General features: G+C 72.8%; 19 protein-coding genes. 14 read left to right on the forward strand and 5 right to left on the reverse strand.

Going from position 1 to position 17,396, the window contains the following annotated elements; translation table 11 throughout:
• Window positions 1-147 precede the first annotated feature (147 nt).
• From ACIRRU_RS11135 to ACIRRU_RS11145, 3 genes are all read left to right on the forward strand, one after another.
• The gene (locus ACIRRU_RS11135; protein ID WP_199940314.1) at window positions 148-585 is read left to right on the forward strand and encodes a gamma-glutamylcyclotransferase; all 438 of its coding nucleotides are present in this window, start codon (window positions 148-150) and stop codon (window positions 583-585) included.
• Between the two features lie 138 nt (window positions 586-723).
• On the forward strand, window positions 724-1,548 hold the full coding sequence (locus ACIRRU_RS11140) for a purine-nucleoside phosphorylase (RefSeq protein ID WP_403678711.1): 825 nt from the start codon (window positions 724-726) through the stop codon (window positions 1,546-1,548).
• A 155-nt stretch (window positions 1,549-1,703) separates the two neighbouring features.
• Entirely contained in the window at window positions 1,704-3,344 is a 1,641-nt protein-coding gene (locus ACIRRU_RS11145; RefSeq protein ID WP_403678713.1) for a phospho-sugar mutase, read from the forward strand.
• Window positions 3,345-3,521: 177 nt separating this feature from the next.
• On the opposite strand, the gene ACIRRU_RS11150 is transcribed toward ACIRRU_RS11145, so the two are convergent.
• Complete coding sequence (locus tag ACIRRU_RS11150) at window positions 3,522-4,160, reverse strand: PH domain-containing protein (protein WP_403678714.1); 639 nt, start codon at window positions 4,158-4,160, stop codon at window positions 3,522-3,524.
• Between the two features lie 134 nt (window positions 4,161-4,294).
• Between ACIRRU_RS11150 and deoC the strand changes: the two genes are divergently transcribed.
• Genes deoC through ACIRRU_RS11165 form a run of 3 tightly spaced genes read left to right on the forward strand, consistent with a single transcriptional unit; the run spans window position 4,295 to window position 7,640 of the window.
• Entirely contained in the window at window positions 4,295-5,242 is a 948-nt protein-coding gene (deoC, locus tag ACIRRU_RS11155; protein WP_403678756.1) for a deoxyribose-phosphate aldolase, read from the forward strand.
• Window positions 5,243-5,248: 6 nt separating this feature from the next.
• Complete coding sequence (locus ACIRRU_RS11160; protein WP_363202939.1) at window positions 5,249-6,685, forward strand: aldehyde dehydrogenase family protein; 1,437 nt, start codon at window positions 5,249-5,251, stop codon at window positions 6,683-6,685.
• Entirely contained in the window at window positions 6,678-7,640 is a 963-nt protein-coding gene (locus ACIRRU_RS11165) for an aldehyde dehydrogenase family protein (RefSeq protein ID WP_403678716.1), read from the forward strand. The genes ACIRRU_RS11160 and ACIRRU_RS11165 overlap by 8 nt, the downstream gene beginning before the upstream one ends.
• An 84-nt stretch (window positions 7,641-7,724) precedes the next feature.
• Here the strand turns inward: ACIRRU_RS11165 and ACIRRU_RS11170 are convergent, their stop codons facing one another.
• Window positions 7,725-8,144, reverse strand: coding sequence for a hypothetical protein (locus ACIRRU_RS11170; RefSeq protein ID WP_363202941.1), 420 nt, complete (start codon window positions 8,142-8,144; stop codon window positions 7,725-7,727).
• A gap of 62 nt (window positions 8,145-8,206) precedes the next feature.
• Here ACIRRU_RS11170 and ACIRRU_RS11175 point away from each other — a divergent pair, with 62 nt between their 5' ends.
• The gene (locus ACIRRU_RS11175) at window positions 8,207-8,920 is read left to right on the forward strand and encodes a uridine kinase (RefSeq protein WP_403678718.1); all 714 of its coding nucleotides are present in this window, start codon (window positions 8,207-8,209) and stop codon (window positions 8,918-8,920) included.
• Between the two features lie 306 nt (window positions 8,921-9,226).
• Here the strand turns inward: ACIRRU_RS11175 and ACIRRU_RS11180 are convergent, their stop codons facing one another.
• Window positions 9,227-10,021, reverse strand: a complete 795-nt coding sequence (locus tag ACIRRU_RS11180) for a SigE family RNA polymerase sigma factor (protein ID WP_403678720.1) — start codon at window positions 10,019-10,021, stop codon at window positions 9,227-9,229.
• 181 nt (window positions 10,022-10,202) lie between these two features.
• Here ACIRRU_RS11180 and afsQ1 point away from each other — a divergent pair, with 181 nt between their 5' ends.
• From afsQ1 to ACIRRU_RS11205, 5 genes are all read left to right on the forward strand, one after another.
• Window positions 10,203-10,880 carry a two-component system response regulator AfsQ1 gene (afsQ1, locus tag ACIRRU_RS11185; protein ID WP_363202963.1) on the forward strand — a complete coding sequence of 226 codons (678 nt, stop codon included), beginning with the start codon at window positions 10,203-10,205 and terminating at the stop codon, window positions 10,878-10,880.
• On the forward strand, window positions 10,877-12,418 hold the full coding sequence (locus ACIRRU_RS11190; RefSeq protein ID WP_403678721.1) for an ATP-binding protein: 1,542 nt from the start codon (window positions 10,877-10,879) through the stop codon (window positions 12,416-12,418). Before afsQ1 ends, ACIRRU_RS11190 begins: the two co-directional genes overlap by 4 nt.
• On the forward strand, window positions 12,415-13,068 hold the full coding sequence (locus ACIRRU_RS11195) for a hypothetical protein (protein ID WP_403678723.1): 654 nt from the start codon (window positions 12,415-12,417) through the stop codon (window positions 13,066-13,068). Before ACIRRU_RS11190 ends, ACIRRU_RS11195 begins: the two co-directional genes overlap by 4 nt.
• Window positions 13,069-13,156: 88 nt before the next feature.
• Window positions 13,157-13,729: a VanZ family protein gene (locus ACIRRU_RS11200; RefSeq protein WP_403678724.1), complete on the forward strand. Its 573-nt coding sequence runs from the start codon at window positions 13,157-13,159 to the stop codon at window positions 13,727-13,729.
• 94 nt (window positions 13,730-13,823) lie between these two features.
• Entirely contained in the window at window positions 13,824-14,030 is a 207-nt protein-coding gene (locus tag ACIRRU_RS11205) for a PspC domain-containing protein (RefSeq protein ID WP_363202947.1), read from the forward strand.
• 94 nt (window positions 14,031-14,124) lie between these two features.
• Here the strand turns inward: ACIRRU_RS11205 and ACIRRU_RS11210 are convergent, their stop codons facing one another.
• Both ACIRRU_RS11210 and ACIRRU_RS11215 read right to left on the reverse strand, forming a co-directional pair.
• Window positions 14,125-14,427: a hypothetical protein gene (locus ACIRRU_RS11210; RefSeq protein ID WP_403678727.1), complete on the reverse strand. Its 303-nt coding sequence runs from the start codon at window positions 14,425-14,427 to the stop codon at window positions 14,125-14,127.
• Between the two features lie 135 nt (window positions 14,428-14,562).
• A complete protein-coding gene (locus tag ACIRRU_RS11215; RefSeq protein ID WP_403678729.1) occupies window positions 14,563-15,717 on the reverse strand; it encodes an adenosine deaminase in 1,155 nt (384 codons plus the stop codon).
• Window positions 15,718-15,830: 113 nt separating this feature from the next.
• Between ACIRRU_RS11215 and ACIRRU_RS11220 the strand changes: the two genes are divergently transcribed.
• Both ACIRRU_RS11220 and ACIRRU_RS11225 read left to right on the forward strand, forming a co-directional pair.
• Window positions 15,831-16,592, forward strand: a complete 762-nt coding sequence (locus ACIRRU_RS11220; RefSeq protein WP_403678730.1) for an alpha/beta hydrolase — start codon at window positions 15,831-15,833, stop codon at window positions 16,590-16,592.
• A 288-nt stretch (window positions 16,593-16,880) separates the two neighbouring features.
• Window positions 16,881-17,234 carry a PRC-barrel domain-containing protein gene (locus ACIRRU_RS11225; protein ID WP_363202951.1) on the forward strand — a complete coding sequence of 118 codons (354 nt, stop codon included), beginning with the start codon at window positions 16,881-16,883 and terminating at the stop codon, window positions 17,232-17,234.
• Window positions 17,235-17,396 lie beyond the last annotated feature (162 nt).

Below are 17,396 nucleotides of genomic sequence, written 5' to 3' on the forward strand. Positions count from 1 at the left end.
CCGTACGAGCCGGAGCCGCCGTACGGCTCGGCGATCACGTTCGACGGCCCGCCCGGAGGACCGGAGGCCCGTACGGCGGACATCCCGTCCGGGGCCTTCGTCACAGGAACCGCCGCTCCCCCGCCCGCCTCCCGTACCCTCGGACCCATGTCGCTCTACGCCGCGTACGCCGGCAACCTCGACGCGCGGCTGATGACCCGCCGCGCCCCGCATTCCCCGATGCGCAGCACCGGCTGGCTCAGCGGCTGGCGGCTGACCTTCGGCGGGGAGCAGATGGGCTGGGAGGGGGCGCTGGCCACCGTGGTGGAGGCGCCGCGCTCCCAGGTCTTCGTCGCGCTGTACGACCTGGCCCCGATGGACGAGGACTCCATGGACCGCTGGGAGGGCGTCGGTCTCGACATCTACCGCCGGATGCGTATCCGGGTGCACACCCTGGACGGCGAGGAGCCGGCCTGGATCTACGTGCTGAACGGTTACGAGGGCGGGCTGCCCTCGGCGCGGTATCTGGGCGAGATCGCGGACGCGGCCGAGTCCGCGGGCGCCCCGCACGACTACGTGATGGAGCTGCGCAAGCGCCCCTGCTGAGCAGGGCGTATCCGCCTCCGGGCGGATCTCCTTCGCGCTCCGGGCGGACCTCTTTCGTGCGAAGCCACAAAGACTCCCTGATAGCCTCTGCGCCAGGTCATCTACGCGCGTAGGGAATCAGCGGTTACCCTCGTCCGCGTGAACGCATCTGTTATTCCGGACAACATCCAGGGCGACCCGCAGGCGGCCGCCGCCGGGGCCGCCGCCCGCCTGCGCGAGCTGACCGGCGCCGAGACCCATGACGTCGCCCTGGTCATGGGCTCCGGCTGGGCGCCCGCGGGCGAGGCGCTCGGCGCCCCGGAGGCCGAGTTCCCCGTCACCGATCTGCCCGGCTTCCCGGCCCCGGCGGTCGAGGGCCACGGCGGCACGGTCCGCTCGTACACAATCGGCGAGAAGCGCGCCCTGGTCTTCCTCGGCCGCACGCACTTCTACGAGGGCCGGGGCGTCGCCGCCGTCGCTCACGGGGTCCGTACGGCGGTGGCCGCGGGCTGCAAGACCGTCGTCCTGACCAACGGCTGCGGCGGCCTGCGCGAGGGCATGCGTCCGGGTCAGCCGGTGCTGATCAGCGACCACATCAACATGACGGCCGCCTCCCCGATCATCGGCGCCAACTTCGTCGACCTGACCGACCTGTACTCGCCGCGGCTGCGCGCGCTGTGCAAGGAGATCGACGCCAGCCTCGAAGAGGGCGTGTACGTCCAGTTCCCCGGCCCGCACTACGAGACCCCGGCCGAGATCAACATGGTCCGGGTGCTCGGCGGCGACCTGGTGGGCATGTCCACGGTCCTGGAGGCCATCGCGGCCCGCGAGGCGGGCGCCGAGGTGCTGGGCCTCTCCCTCGTCACCAACCTGGCGGCGGGCCTCTCCGGGGAACCCCTCAACCACGAGGAGGTCCTCCAGGCGGGCCGCGACTCCGCGACCCGGATGGGCGCCCTGCTGGCGCGGGTGCTGGAGCGGATCTGACCCCGGGGCCCCCGCCCCACCCCGTGCGTACGGCGCCCCGTCCGAACGGCCCGTACGACCCGCCCGTGCCGCCCCAGCCCGTCCCGCCCCGTCCCCGTCCCTCGCCCCCGCCCCGACCCCGCACTCCGCACTCCGCACTCCGAAAGGCGGCCCCCGTGCAGCACGACCTCATCGCGCAGGCCAGTAACTGGCTGGCCGAGGACCCCGACCCCGAGACCCGCGACGAGCTGGGCGCCCTCATCGAGGCGGGCGACACCGACGAGCTGGCCGCCCGGTTCGCGGGCACCCTCCAGTTCGGCACGGCGGGGCTCCGCGGTGAGCTGGGGGCGGGGCCGATGCGGATGAACCGGTCGGTGGTGATCCGCGCGGCGGCGGGCCTGGCGGCCTATCTCCGGGACCAGGGGCACGGCGGCGGCCTCGTCGTCATCGGGTACGACGCCCGCTACAAGTCCGCCGACTTCGCGCGCGACACCGCGGCTGTCATGACCGGGGCCGGGCTGCGCGCCGCCGTCCTGCCCCGGCCGCTCCCCACCCCCGTACTGGCCTACGCCATAAGGCACTTGGGGGCTGTCGCCGGGGTCGAGGTGACCGCCAGCCACAACCCGCCGCGCGACAACGGCTACAAGGTGTACCTCGGCGACGGCTCGCAGATCGTGCCCCCGGCCGACGGCGAGATCGCGGCCGCCATCGAGGCGGTCGGCCCGCTGGCGGGCGTGGTCCGCCCCGAGGACGGCTGGGAGACCCTGGGCGAGGAGGTCCTGGAGGCCTACCTCGCCCGTACGGACGCGGTCCTGGCCTCCGGCAGCCCCCGTACGGCACGCGTCGTGTACACCGCGCTGCACGGCGTCGGCACCTCCGTGCTGACCGCCGCGTTCGCGCGGGCCGGGTTCCCCGCGCCGGTGCTCGTGGCCGAGCAGGCCGAGCCGGACCCGGCGTTCCCCACCGTGGCCTTCCCCAACCCGGAGGAGCCCGGCGCGATGGATCTCGCGTTCGCCACCGCACGCCGGGCCGCCCCGGACCTGGTCATCGCCAACGACCCGGACGCGGACCGCTGCGCCGTCGCCGTGCCCGACCCCGCCGCGGAGGGCGGCTGGCGGATGCTGCGCGGCGACGAGGTGGGCGCGCTGCTCGCCGCGCACCTGGTGGAGCGGGGCGTGAGCGGCGTGTTCGCGGAGTCGATCGTGTCGTCCTCCCTGCTCGGCCGGATCGCCGGGAAGGCGGGGATCGGCCACGAGGAGACGCTGACGGGCTTCAAGTGGATCGCCCGGGTGGACGGCCTGCGCTACGGCTACGAGGAGGCGCTCGGCTACTGCGTCGACCCCGAGGGCGTCCGCGACAAGGACGGCATCACGGCCGCGCTGCTCGTGGCCGAACTGGCCTCGGTGCTCAAGGAGCGGGGCCGCACCCTGCTGGATCTGCTGGACGACCTGGCGCTGGTGCACGGGCTGCACGCCACCGACCAGCTCTCGGTGCGGGTGGAGGACCTGAGGGTCATCGCGGACGCCATGGCCCGGCTCCGGGAGCAGCCGCCGACCGCCCTCGCGGGCCTCGCGGTCACCTCGGCCGAGGACCTGTCACGGGGCTCGGAGGCGCTGCCGCCCACCGACGGGCTGCGCTACCGGCTGGAGGGCGCCCGGGTGATCGTCCGCCCGAGCGGCACCGAGCCGAAGCTGAAGTGCTACCTGGAGGTGGTCGTCCCGGTGGCCGACGCCGCCTCGCTGCCCGCCGCGCGGGAGCGGGGGGCGGAGCTGCTCGCCGGGATCAAGCGGGACCTGGCGGCGGCAGCGGGGATCTGACCGCCGCGCACACCCCGCGGCGCGTACACCTCGCGACGCGGACGGGAACCCGACGCCGACGAGAACCCTGCGCGGACGAGAACCCTGCGCGGACCGGAACGCGGGAAGGGCCGGTATCCCCGGGTGGGTACCGGCCCTTCCGGCGTGACGGGGCGGGCAGCTCCCGTCGCCCGCCGCTCAGCCCAGCGCGACCAGCACCGCCAGCAGCACCGCGCCCGCGGCGGCCGGGGCGATGACCTCGTACGCCCAGCGCACCGAGACCGCGGCCGCCCCCTCCGGCGTCGTACCGCCCGCGCTCTCGGCCAGGTCCCGCAGATCGCGGACGGTCTGGTCGGCGGAGGCGGTGCGCCCGGCGGCGTCGCGGACGTCGGCGTTGACCGAGGTCCGGCCGTAGGGGTCGTCGTGCGCCGCGCGGGCCGCCGTACGGGCGGCGCGCTTGCGGGCGCGCAGGGAGACGGGGACGGACCACAGCTGGTACTTCCTGCCGTCCTGGGCGATCAGCTCGGAGGAGTACGAGGCGCGGACGTCGGCAACCTCCGTCCAGGGCAGCAGGACGGTCCGGAACGGGTTGCGGACGCGGATGCGCTCGTCGTCCGCGAACACCGCGGGCCGCAGGGTGAACGCGACGACCAGCGGCACCACGAGGAGCAGCGCGGCCAGTGCCAGCCACGGCACCCGGCCCTCGCCCCGGACCATGGCGTCCCCGGCCATCCAGGCGACCAGCAGGAGCAGCAGCACCCCGCAGACCAGCGCGGCCGTGGACCGGTAGGTCCGCTCGGCGTGGGGCGGCTCTGCGGGGGGTGTGGGGCTCGTCATGGGGCCGATTCTGCCCGATGGACGCGCGGCCCGGCGGAGCGCCCGCCCGCGCCCGGACGCCGGGGGTGGATCGCCCGGATCGTCCGGCCCCCTGTACAGGTCGCTACGCGCGTAGATATGCTCATCTGGTGACCATGCCCACCACTGCTCCCGCATTCACCGACGCGACCGCGTCCGACAGTGCGCTGCGCCGCTTCCTGTCCGGGCTGCCCGGCGTCGACGCCGTCGGCCTCGAAGCGCGCGCCGCCGCCCTCGGCACCCGGTCGATCAAGACGACGGCCAAGGCGTACGCCATCGATCTCGCCATCTCGATGATCGACCTCACGACGCTGGAAGGCGCGGACACCCCGGGCAAGGTCCGGGCCCTCGCCGCCAAGGCCGTCCACCCCGACCCGACCGACCGCACGACCCCGCGCACCGCGGCCGTCTGCGTCTACCCCGACATGGCGGCCACCGCCGTCGCCGCGCTGGCCGGTTCCGGCGTGAAGGTGGCGTCCGTGGCGACCGCCTTCCCGGCGGGCCGCGCGCCGCTGGACGTCAAGCTGGCGGACGTCCGGGACGCGGTGGCGGCCGGGGCCGACGAGATCGACATGGTGATCGACCGGGGGGCGTTCCTCTCCGGCCGGTTCCTGAAGGTCTACGAGGAGATCGTGGCCGTCAAGGCCGAGTGCGGGGCCGCCCGCCTCAAGGTGATCTTCGAGACCGGCGAGCTGTCCACGTACGACAACATCCGCCGGGCCTCCTGGCTCGGGATGCTCGCGGGCGCGGACTTCATCAAGACCTCGACCGGCAAGGTGGCCACCAACGCCACCCCCGCCAACACCCTCCTGATGCTGGAGGCGGTCCGGGACTTCCGGGCGGCCACCGGCGTGCAGATCGGGGTGAAGCCGGCCGGCGGCATCCGCACCACCAAGGACGCGGTGAAGTTCCTGGTCCTGGTGAACGAGACCGCGGGCGAGGACTGGCTGGACCCGCACTGGTTCCGGTTCGGCGCCTCCAGCCTCCTCAACGACCTGCTGATGCAGCGCCAGAAGCTCAGCACCGGCCGTTACTCCGGCCCCGATTACGTGACGGTGGACTGATAAGCCATGGCATCCGCATTCGAGTACGCACCGGCGCCGGAGTCCCGTTCCGTCGTCGACATCGCCCCGTCCTACGGGCTGTTCATCGACGGTGAGTTCACCGAGGCCGCCGACGGCAAGGTCTTCAAGACCGTCTCGCCGAGCACCGAGGAGGTGCTCTCCGAGGTCGCGCGGGCGGGCGCGGCGGACGTGGAGCGGGCGGTGAAGGCGGCCCGCAAGGCGTTCGGGAAGTGGTCGGCGCTGCCCGGCTCCGAGCGCGCCAAGTACCTGTTCCGCATCGCCCGGATCGTCCAGGAGCGCAGCCGCGAGCTGGCCGTCCTGGAGACCCTGGACAACGGCAAGCCGATCAGGGAGACCCGCGACGCGGACCTCCCGCTGGTGGCCGCGCACTTCTTCTACTACGCGGGCTGGGCCGACAAGCTGGACCACGCGGGATACGGGGCGAACCCCCGTCCGCTCGGCGTGGCCGGCCAGGTCATCCCGTGGAACTTCCCGCTGCTGATGCTCGCCTGGAAGATCGCCCCGGCGCTCGCCACCGGCAACACGGTGGTCCTGAAGCCCGCCGAGACGACCCCGCTGAGCGCGCTGTTCTTCGCGGACATCTGCCGCCAGGCCGGGCTTCCCAAGGGCGTCGTCAACATCCTGACGGGCTACGGGGACGCGGGCGAGGCGCTCGTGACGCACCCGGACGTCGACAAGGTGGCCTTCACCGGTTCGACCGCCGTCGGCAAGGCCATCGCGCGCTCCGTCGCGGGCACGGACAAGAAGGTCACCCTGGAGCTGGGCGGCAAGGGCGCCAACATCGTCTTCGACGACGCCCCGGTCGACCAGGCCGTCGAGGGCATCGTCACCGGCATCTTCTTCAACCAGGGCCAGGTCTGCTGCGCGGGCTCCCGGCTGCTGGTCCAGGAGTCGGTCCAGGACGAGGTGCTGGACGCGCTGAAGCGCCGCCTGGCCACGCTGCGCCTGGGCGACCCGCTGGACAAGAACACCGACATCGGCGCGATCAACTCCGCCGAGCAGCTGGCCCGGATCACCGCCCTGGTGGAGACCGGCGAGGCGGAGGGCGCGGAGCGCTGGAGCGCCCCGTGCGAACTGCCCTCCTCCGGGTACTGGTTCGCCCCGACGCTCTTCACGAACGTCACCCAGGCGCACACGGTGGCCCGCGACGAGATCTTCGGCCCGGTCCTGTCCGTCCTCACCTTCCGCACCCCGGACGAGGCGGTCGCCAAGGCCAACAACAGCCAGTACGGCCTCTCGGCGGGCATCTGGACGGAGAAGGGCTCCCGCATCCTCGCGGTGGCGAACAAGCTCCGCGCGGGCGTCGTCTGGGCCAACACGTTCAACAAGTTCGACCCGACGTCGCCGTTCGGCGGATACAAGGAGTCGGGCTACGGCCGCGAGGGCGGCCGCCACGGCCTGGAGGCGTACCTCGATGTCTGACCGCGAAGCAAGCAACGGCTCGGCCGAGCGGCGCCTCGGCGTCTTCAAGACCTACAAGCTGTACGTCGGGGGCAAGTTCCCCCGCTCCGAGAGCGGCCGGGTGTACGAGGTGACGACGAAGACATCAGCCACGGGCTCGGGCAGCGGCCAGTGGCTCGCCAACGCTCCGCGGTCCTCCCGCAAGGACGCCCGTGACGCGGTCGTCGCCGCGCGCAAGGCGTTCGGCGGCTGGTCGGGCGCGACCGCGTACAACCGCGGCCAGGTCCTCTACCGCGTCGCGGAGATGCTGGAGGGACGCAAGGAGCAGTTCGTCCGCGAGGTCGCCGCCTCCGAGGGGCTGTCCCGGTCCAAGGCGGCGGCCGCGGTGGACGCGGCGGTCGACCGCTGGGTCTGGTACGCGGGCTGGACCGACAAGATCGGCCAGATCGCGGGCGGGGCGAACCCGGTCGCGGGCCCGTACTTCAACCTCTCCACCCCCGAGCCGACCGGTGTCGTCGCGGTCCTCGCGCCGCAGAAGTCGTCGCTCCTCGGGCTGGTGTCGGTCCTCGCCCCGGTCATCGCGACCGGCAACACGGCCGTCGTCGTCGCCTCGGCGGACGCCCCGCTGCCCGCACTGTCGCTGGGCGAGGTGCTGGCCACCTCGGACGTCCCCGGCGGTGTGGTCAACATCCTGTCGGGCGGGACGGCGGAGATCGCCACGCCGCTCGCCGCGCACGGCGACGTCAACGCGATCGACCTGACCGGCGCGGACGCCGAGTTGGCGAAGGAGCTGGAGATCGCGGCCGCCGACAACCTGAAGCGCGTCCTGCGCCCGCGGAGCGGCGAGGCGGACGGCGCGTCGGGCTCCGCGGACTGGCTGGCCTCCCCCGGCACGGACCGCCTGACGGCGTTCCTGGAGACCAAGACGGTGTGGCACCCGACGGGCGCGCTGGGCGCGGCGGGCTCCTCGTACTAGATCACCGCTCGGACACGCGAACGAGGCCGCCCCCACCGGCCGGAGTGGTGGGCGCGGCCCCGTTCGCCGCGGGGGCCGTGCCGGTCAGCCGGTGACGAGGCCGGTCACCGTTCCCACCACCGGCAGATCGCTCAGCGCCCCGCCGCTGGTGACGGGGTCGGTGACGATCGCGGTGGTCACCGGCTTGAAGTCGGCGATCTGGGTGCCCACGGCGTTGTCCAGCGGGTCCACGCCGGTGTTCGCCAGCGGGTCCAGCTGGAGGTCGGTGAGCGGGGCGACGCTGCTGGCCAGCGAGGTCCCGAGCGCGCTGGTCACCGCGGGCCCGGCCGTCTCCCCGACCGCCTGGAGGGCGGACACGCCCTGCTCGGGTACCTCGGCGGGCGCGGGCAGCGAGACGGCCTGCGCGGAGCCCGCCCCGGCCCCGAGGGCGGCCCCCAGCGCGGAGACGGTCAGACCGGCGCGCAGCAGGACGCGACGTTGGGGCTTACGTGCATGAAGTGCCATGTTTTCCACCTGATCGAGCCTGTTCGGGTCATCGTCTGTAAGCGCAGAGTAGTTGAGGTGGGATGCCCGATACCAACAAAGGGCCCGGGTGGTCGCCTGCGCGGGTCAATGGCGCACACTTCTGTCCTGTGAGTTCCCAACCGATCCCGACCCGCGTCGTGCTGCTCGCGGGCCCCTCCGGCTCCGGCAAGTCCGTCCTGGCCGCCCGCACCGGCCTTCCCGTGCTGCGCCTGGACGACTTCTACAAGGAGTACGACGACCCCTCGCTGCCCCGCGTGCCCGGCTCCGCGGACATCGACTGGGACTCCGCGGCGTCCTGGGACGCGGACGCGGCGGTGGCGGCCGTCGCCGAGCTGTGCCGGACCGGCCGTACGGACGTTCCCGTCTACGACATCGCCACCAGCTCCCGCACCGGCCACGAGACCTTCCACCTGGAGCGCTCGCCGCTCTTCGTGGCCGAGGGCATCTTCGCGGCGGACATCGTCGAACGCTGCCAGGAGCTGGGGCTGCTGGCGGACGCCCTGTGTCTGCGCGGCCGCCCCTCCACGACGTTCCGGCGGCGGCTGGCACGGGACTTGCGCGAGGGCCGCAAGCCGGTGCCGTTCCTGCTGCGGCGCGGCTGGCGGCTGATGCGGGCCGAACGTCGGATCGTGGCCCGCCAGACGGCGCTGGGGGCGCACCCCTGCGGCAAGGACGAGGCGCTGGGCAGGCTGGCCGCCGCGGCGGCGGGCCGGTGCCGGCGTACGCCGGTGGGGCGCGGGCCCGTACCGAGGTGACGGGGTGAACGGCACACGGACAGCGGGCCCGTACCCAGATGCCGGGGTGAACGGCACACGGACAGCCGGGATTGCGCGGAGCTGATCGGCCGGGGCGGGTGTACCGCACGCGGACAGCGGGGCCGTACAGGACCCCCCGGCCCGTACGACCCCGCTGTGTTCCCCCCTGACCCGCGCCTCCCCCGAAGCGACGGGCCTTCCCCCGTGTTCCCCCCGGGTCCCCCTCGGTCCCCGTTTTCCTGCTCCCCCGTGCTTCCCCCGTTTTCCCCCGCGGCCCCCGCCTCCCCCGAGGCGAAGGGCCCTGCCTCAGGCCACCAGCTCGCCGAAGGACTCCTGCTCGTCACGTCCGAAGCTGAGGACCTCGTCCTCACGCAGCCGGCGCAGGGAGCGCCAGATGCTCGACTTCACCGTGCCGACACTGATGTCGAGGATCGACGCGATCTCCGGGTCGGTGCGGCCCTCGTAGTAGCGCAGGACCAGCATCGTGCGCTGGAGTTCGGGCAGTCGGGCGAGGGCCTGCCACAGCACCGCCCGCAGCTCCGTGCCGCGCATCGCGTCCGTGTCGCCCACCGTCTCCGGCAGCTCCTCGGTCGGGTACTCGTTCAGCTTGCGCCTGCGCCAGGCGCTGATGTGCAGGTTGGTCATGGTGCGGCGCAGATAGCCGCCGACCGCCGCCTTGTCGCTGATCCGGTCCCAGGCCCGGTACGTCGAGAACAGGGCGCTCTGGAGCAGGTCCTCGGCCTCGAACCGGTCGCCGGTCAGGTGGTAGGCGGTGGCGTACAGAGAGGCCCGTCGCTCCTGGACGTAGGCCGTGAACGCCGCTTCGGCGTCCGCGTCCTCCGCCCGGGTGGTGCGATCCCCCGTGGCCTCCCCGTACGCGCTTCCCCCGTTGCCCCCCGTGATCTTCCCGGTGGGCGCGTCAACCACCGTCATGTACGCCGCACGCGGCTGCTCCGCGGTCGACTGCGACGGCAGATGCTGACGCCCGGCGGTCCGGACACACCCCCGTGCGTGCCCGCCGCCGGACTTCTCCGCACCCCGCCCGATGTCGTGGAGACGCGTGACAACCGCGCTTGAGCTCGTGCTGTGCAGTGCGTTCATTCCGCGCCCCCTATCGGTGGAGTCCGTTCGTTCCCGGTGCCCAAGAGCTTGCCGGGGCAGTTTCATGGCGCTGTCCCCCGACTGTCACAGACCTGTCACAGGGGCCGTCGCGGCCGTGCCCCGGGAAGAGGACCGGACCGCAGGTCGAACTGAAGCGCCACCATGGGCCAGAATGACGTCCGTGCCTTTCCTGTTGCTGATCGAGGACGACGACGCCATCCGCACGGCCCTCGAACTCTCGCTGTCACGCCAGGGCCACCGTGTGGCCACCGCGGCGACGGGAGAGGACGGCCTGGAGCTGCTGCGCGAGCAGCGGCCCGACCTGGTCGTGCTGGATGTGATGCTGCCCGGGATCGACGGTTTCGAGGTGTGCCGCCGGATCCGGCGCACCGACCAGCTGCCGATCATTCTGCTGACCGCGCGCAGCGACGACATCGACGTCGTGGTGGGACTGGAGTCCGGCGCGGACGACTACGTGGTCAAACCCGTGCAGGGCCGGGTGCTGGACGCCCGGATCCGGGCGGTGCTGCGCCGCGGCGAGCGCGAGTCGACCGACTCCGCGACCTTCGGGAGCGTGGTGATCGACCGCTCGGCCATGACCGTGACCAAGGACGGGGAGGATCTGCAGCTCACGCCGACCGAGCTGCGGCTCCTGCTGGAGCTGAGCCGTCGCCCCGGCCAGGCCCTGTCCCGGCAGCAGCTGCTGCGCCTGGTCTGGGAACACGACTACCTGGGCGACTCCCGGCTGGTGGACGCCTGTGTGCAGCGGCTGCGCGCGAAGGTGGAGGACGTGCCGTCCTCGCCGACCCTGATCCGTACGGTGCGGGGCGTGGGCTACCGGCTGGACACGCCTCAGTGACCGAGACCGCCAAGCGGTCCCTGCGGGCGGGGCTGCGCTGGACCAGTCTCCGGCTGCGCCTGGTCGTGGTGTTCGCACTGGTGGCGCTGGTGGCCGCGGTGTCCGCGTCGGGCATCGCGTACTGGCTCAACCGCGAGGCCGTGCTGACCCGGACGCAGGGGACGGCGCTCGACGACTTCAGGCGGCAGATGCAGGAGACCGCGGCGGCGCTGCCGGAACGGCCCACCAAGGACGACCTCCAGCGGGCCGCGGCGCGGATGGCCAGCGACAGCCCCGGCTACAGCGTGCTGCTGGAGGACGAGCGCGAGCGGGGCAAGCCGATCGTCGGCTACTCCGACCTGGACACCTTCACCCGGGCCGACGTGCCGGAGTCGTTGCAGAGCCAGGTGGCCCGCAGGCAGCCGCTGACGTCGAACAACGAGCACGAGTACCACCTGTTCTGGCAGCGTACGAGCATCGCGGGCACGCCCTACCTGGTCGCCGGTACGCGGATCATCGGCGGCGGCCCGACCGGGTACATGCTCAAGTCCCTCGACCAGGAGCGCCAGGACCTCAATTCGCTGGCCTGGTCGCTGGGGATCGCCACCGCCCTCGCGCTGATCGGCTCGGCGCTGCTGGCGCAGGCCGCCGCGACGACGGTGCTGCGGCCCGTGCAGCGGCTCGGCGACGCGGCCCGCAAGCTCGGCGAGGGCAAGCTCGACACCCGGCTGGTGGTCTCCGGCACGGACGAACTGGCCGATCTCTCCCGTACGTTCAACAAGACCGCCGGGTCGCTGGAGAAGAAGGTCGCGGACATGAGCGCCCGGGAGGAGGCGAGCCGCCGGTTCGTCGCCGACATGTCGCACGAGCTGCGCACCCCGCTGACCGCGATCACCGCGGTGGCGGAGGTGCTGGAGGACGAGGCGGACAGCCTGGACCCGATGATCGCGCCCGCCGTGCACCTGGTGGTCAGCGAGACCCGGCGGCTGAACGACCTGGTGGAGAACCTCATGGAGGTGACCCGCTTCGACGCGGGCACGGCCCGTCTGGTGCTGGACGACGTCGACGTCGCCGACCAGGTCACCGCGTGCATCGACGCCCGCGCCTGGCTGGACGCGGTGGACCTGGACGCGGAGCGGGGCACGATGGCCCGGCTCGACCCGCGCAGGCTCGACGTGATCCTGGCCAACCTGATCGGCAACGCCCTCAAGCACGGGGGGTCGCCGGTGGGGGTGCGGGTGCGCACCGAGGGCGACGAACTGGTCATCGAGGTACGGGACCACGGCCCTGGTATCCCCGAGGAGGTCCTGCCGCACGTGTTCGACCGGTTCTACAAGGCCAGTGCCTCCCGGCCGCGGTCGGAGGGCAGCGGGCTCGGGCTCTCCATCGCCATGGAGAACGCGCACATCCACGGCGGCGACATCACGGCGGCGAACTCCCCGGACGGCGGGGCCGTCTTCGAACTGCGGCTGCCGCGCGACGCGGAGAAGCTGACGCGGAGCGACACCGGCGACCCGGACCCAGCGGACCGGGACGGGAACGGAGGCGGTGCGGCGTGAGGCGCGGCGAGGGCACGTACGGCCGGGGCCGGCGCCGCTCCGGTCCACGGGGCCCCCGGCGTACGGCGGTCTCGCTGGCCGCCGTACTGGCCGTGGCGGCGCTGGTCTCCGGCTGCGGCATCCGGACGACATCGGTGCCGGTGGACGCGGGCGGGGCGCCCTCGCGGGTGCCGTGCCGCCTGGCCGCCTCGGACGTGGCGACCCGGTCGCCGGATAGCGTGAGCGCCCCGGTGTATCTGGTGTGCGCCTCGCAGCTGGTGGCCGTGGACCGCGAGGTGGCGGCGGGCGCCGCCGGTTCCGACCGGCTGGAGGTGGCGCGGGCGCTGCTGGAGGAGGTCCAGCAGGCGCCGCCCGAGAGCGAGCGGCGGGCCGGGTTCTCCACCGCGGTCCCGGCGGGTCTGGTGGTCGGCCCGGCGCGGGACGGGGATCCGGCGGGCACTCTGCGGCTCAGCAGCCAGCCCGAGGACCTGTCGGCGGAGGCGCTGGCCCAGCTGGTGTGCACGTACGCGGAGGCCGGGGCGCTGCCCACGGACGGCTCGGTGGTCCTGGGCGGCCCGGGGACGTACCCGCCGCGCGGCTATCTGTGCACCTCGCAGACGAAGGCGCGCCCGCAGGACCTGACCACCCCGGACGCGCTCGGGCTGAACTGACGCGGCCCCCGGACCGCCCGCCCGGCGAGCGGTGCGCGTGGGCTGTCGGGTACGTCACGGAACCGATCCCGCCGGCCGGGGCGTCTTGGTGGTCGTGCGTCAAGGTTCGGGCGGTCAGACCGTCATCCACTTCCGCGCGGCGGGGGTCGTTCTCCTCCTCGCCCATCTGCTGCTCGTGGGGTGGCTGACGCTGCGCCCGCTGGACGTGCCCTGGATCGCGGCCGCGAACTTCGAGCCGTTCGCCGGAATCCGGGCGGACCTCGCGCTCGGCCGGGCCGAGGCGGTCCGCCGGATCGGGGGCGCGGTGCTCCTGCTGGCTCCGCTGGGGGTGCTGCTGCCGATGGCCGGGGGGCGGATCTTCGTGTCGCCCTGGGTCTCGCTGCTGCGTACGGTCACCGCGGGGGCCCTGATCTCGCTCGCGATCGAACTGGGGCAGACCGGGGTGCCCGGTCAGGTCGTCGACGTCGATTCGGTGCTGCTGAACACCGGCGGGATCGCGCTGGCCCATCTGCTGGTGGTGCCGCTGTGCCGGGCCCGGCTGCGCCGCCGGGGGCTGCCGGGGGTGCGGGACCTTCCCCGGTACCACCAGGAGACCCGTCTCAGGGACGAGGCCCCTCAGGGTGCGACCCCGACGATTACCGGGGTCGGCATCGCCCCGTAGAGCGATGCCTTGTCCGTCGTCCCGGGGGCACTCTGGATACATCGGGAGCACATCCACCCGCTCCCCACCTCGACGGTTCGCGAAGGAGCCCACCATGGCCGCACTTGTCCGCCCGAGCGAAGGCCGCATGATCGGCGGCGTGTGCGCGGGACTCGCCCGCCGCTTCGGCACCTCCGCCGGGACGATGCGCGTGATCTTCGTCGTCTCCTGCCTGCTGCCCGGCCCGCAGTTCCTGCTCTACCTGGCGCTCTGGGCGCTGCTGCCCACGGAGAAGTCCGCCTCGTCGGCGTCGGCGTGGTGACCGTGCGCCGTCCGCGGGCCTGAGAACGCGCCGTGGGGCGCACACCCTGGATCCTCAGGGTGTGCGCCCCACGGGCGTGAGCGGGGGTGGCGGATCAGCCGCCGAGCGGGATGCCGTTGGCGGAGAGGCCCTGGGTGGGCAGTCCGCCGAGGAGGCCGGTCACCGGGGCGGCCGCGTCGGTGGCGTCGCCGCCGAGGACCTTGCCGACGGTCTCCTGGACCGGGGCGTTCTGGACGGAGGTCGCGACGGTGTCCAGCGCCATGGTCGAGACGGGGAGGGCTCCGGCCGCGGTGTCGAGCGGCAGGGAGGCGGCCGCGGAGGCGGAACCGGCGCCGACGGCGGCGATAGCGGCACCGAGAGCGGCGACACCGAGCGTCTTGGCAGCAGACTTCTTCATGGGGATTTCATCCTTGGGGAAGGGGATGTGAGCGGCTCTGCAAACTAGCCATCCCGCCGCCCCGGCCGCAAACATCCCGACACGCGGGAAAGGGCCGGGATTCTGCTCCCGGGCCCTTTCCCACAGCGAGCGCGGTCAGCCGACCGAGGCCGAAGAACCGCTGGTCACAGCCGTCTGACGGAAGAGCCATTCGGACTTCAGCTCCGCGTACCCGGGCTTGACGACGTCATTGATCATCGCGAGACGTTCATCGAAAGGAATGAAAGCTGATTTCATCGCATTGACGGTGAACCACTGCATGTCGTCGAGCGTGTATCCGAAGGCTTCGGTCAGATGCTCGAACTCCCGGCTCATGCTCGTCCCGCTCATCAGGCGGTTGTCCGTGTTCACCGTGATCCGGAAGTGCAGCTTGCGCAGCAGCCCGATCGGGTGCTCGGCGTACGAGGCGGCCGCCCCGGTCTGGAGGTTGGAGGTCGGGCACATCTCCAGGGGGACGCGCTTGTCCCGTACGTAGGAGGCGAGGCGGCCCAGGGTGACCGAGCCGTCGTCGGCGACCCCGATGTCGTCGATGATCCGGACCCCGTGGCCGAGCCGGTCGGCGCCGCACCACTGGAGGGCCTGCCAGATCGACGGCAGCCCGAAGGCCTCGCCCGCGTGGATCGTGAAGTGGTTGTTCTCCCGCTTGAGGTACTCGAACGCGTCGAGGTGGCGGGTGGGCGGGAACCCGGCCTCGGCGCCCGCGATGTCGAAGCCGACGACGCCCTGGTCGCGGTAGCCGTTGGCCAGCTCGGCGATCTCCAGCGCGCGGGCCGCGTGCCGCATGGCGGTGAGCAGGGCGCCGACGCGGATGCGGTGGCCGTTGGCGCGGGCGATGCGCTCGCCCTCGCGGAAGCCCGCGTTGACAGCCTCGACGACCTCTTCGAGGGTCAGCCCGCCCTCCAGGTGCTGCTCGGGGGCGTAGCGGATCTCGGCGTAGACGACGCCGTCCTCGGCGAGGTCCTCGGCGCACTCGGCGGCCACCCGGAACAGCGCGTCACGGCTCTGCATGACGGCGCAGGTGTGGGCGAAGGTCTCCAGATACCGGGGCAGCGAGCCGGAGTCGGCGGCCTCGCGGAACCAGACGCCGAGCTTGTCGGCCTCGGTCTCGGGGAGGGAGTCGTACCCCTGCGCGCGGGCCAGTTCGATGATCGTGCCCGGTCGCAGGCCGCCGTCGAGGTGGTCGTGGAGCAGCACCTTGGGGGCGCGCCGGATCTGGTCGGAATCAGGGACGTTGAGGGTCTGGCTCGTCATCTCCGCACTCTAGCGCCTACGCGCGTAGAACGCCCGTCGGCGCCCGCCGCCGATGCGCAACAGTGACCGGGAGGACCAGTGGAGTACATCTGCGCTTCTGAGACTGTTCTGTCATGGGACAGCGCGCACTTCCCCTGACACCCCCCAGACTGGGGCGGGCCGTGCAGACGGCCGGAGCACCGAACGAGGTCAGCGGCGTGGTCCTGCTGCTCCCGGACGGCGAGGCCGACTCACTCCGCCGCCCCTCCACCCTGTCCTACGCCGCCCAGCTGTCGCTCGCCCGCGCCCTGGCCCGCGCCGGGCAGGACGACGGCCTGGCGGTGCACGTAGTGCGCTACCGCCACCGGGGGTGGAACGCGGACGCCGAGGACCCCGTCCAGGACGCCGTGTGGGCCGCCACCGAGGTGCAGGGGCGCTACGGGGACGTGCCGGTGTGCCTGGCCGGTCACGGGATGGGCGGCCGGGCGGCGCTGCGGGCGGCGGGGCACGGGGCCGTCAACTCCGTCCTGGCGATGGCCCCCTGGCTGCCGGAGGGGTCGGCGGATTCCCCCGAGCCGGTGAAGCAGCTGGCGGGGCGGCGGGTGCTGATCGTGCACGGCACCAACGACGAGCACACCGACCCGGAGCTGTCGTACCGGCTGGCCGAGCGGGCGAAGAAGTCCCACCAGGACATCTGCCGCTTCGAGGTGCACTCCGACGGTCACGCGCTGCGCCAGCACCGGTCCGAAGTCCTCGCGCTGGCCGCCGACTTCGTACGGGGGTCGCTCTTCGCCCGGTCCTACGCCCGGCCGGTCGCGGACGCGTTGGCCGCGCCACCGCCGCTGGGGCTGCGGATGCCCCTGGCGGCCGGGTTCGGGCGGTCGCTGCGGCACTGAGCGCGGGGGTGCTCGCGAGGTCTGTCCGCGCCCCGGTCCCATCGGAACGCGGACAGACCCGACGAGCTTCGAGTTCCCCTTAATCGCCCGGAGAAACAACCGATTTCGCGGACATGTACCGCGTGGTGGAGGGCACGAGGCTGTCAGCGGTTGCTGAGAGAAAATGATCCGCCCGGAAGGTCGCATCCCTTCGGTGTCGGCGTTCTTTCGCACACCGCTCTAAAACTTCATGCTTTTCACGCACGTTTCTGTACATCTTTTCATTCTAGCGAAATCGAGGGAGACATCATGAGCGAGAACCTCTGGGGCTACCAGCCGACCGCCGGCCACACCGTGGGCACCGACCTGATCGGCTACAAGGTCGAGGCGACCGACGGCAGCATCGGCAAGGTCGACAAGCACTCCGACGACGTGACCTCGTCCTACCTGGTGGTCGACACCGGAGTGTGGATCTTCGGCAAGCACGTCCTGCTTCCGGCGGGCACGGTCAACCGGGTCGACAACGACGACAAGAAGGTCTACATCGACCTGACCAAGGACCAGATCAAGGAAGCGCCGGAGTTCGACAAGGACAAGCACATCGGTGACGCGGACTTCCACCGCACGACCGGTGAGTACTACGGCCGCCACCGTCGCGTCTGACGGATATCCCGGCGAACTGCCGGGCGCATCCCGGAGAAATGCGGGCGGGGGGGGGGGGCCGGGGGGGGGGGGGCCCCCCCCGCCCGGGCGCCCCCCCCCCGGGGGCGGCGCACGCCCGCCCACGCCCGACGGGGGGGGGGGGGGGGGGGGGGGGGGGGGGTT

The sequence above is a fragment of the Streptomyces sp. NPDC101181 genome (assembly GCF_044767975.1).
Taxonomy (GTDB): Bacteria; Actinomycetota; Actinomycetes; order Streptomycetales; family Streptomycetaceae; genus Streptomyces.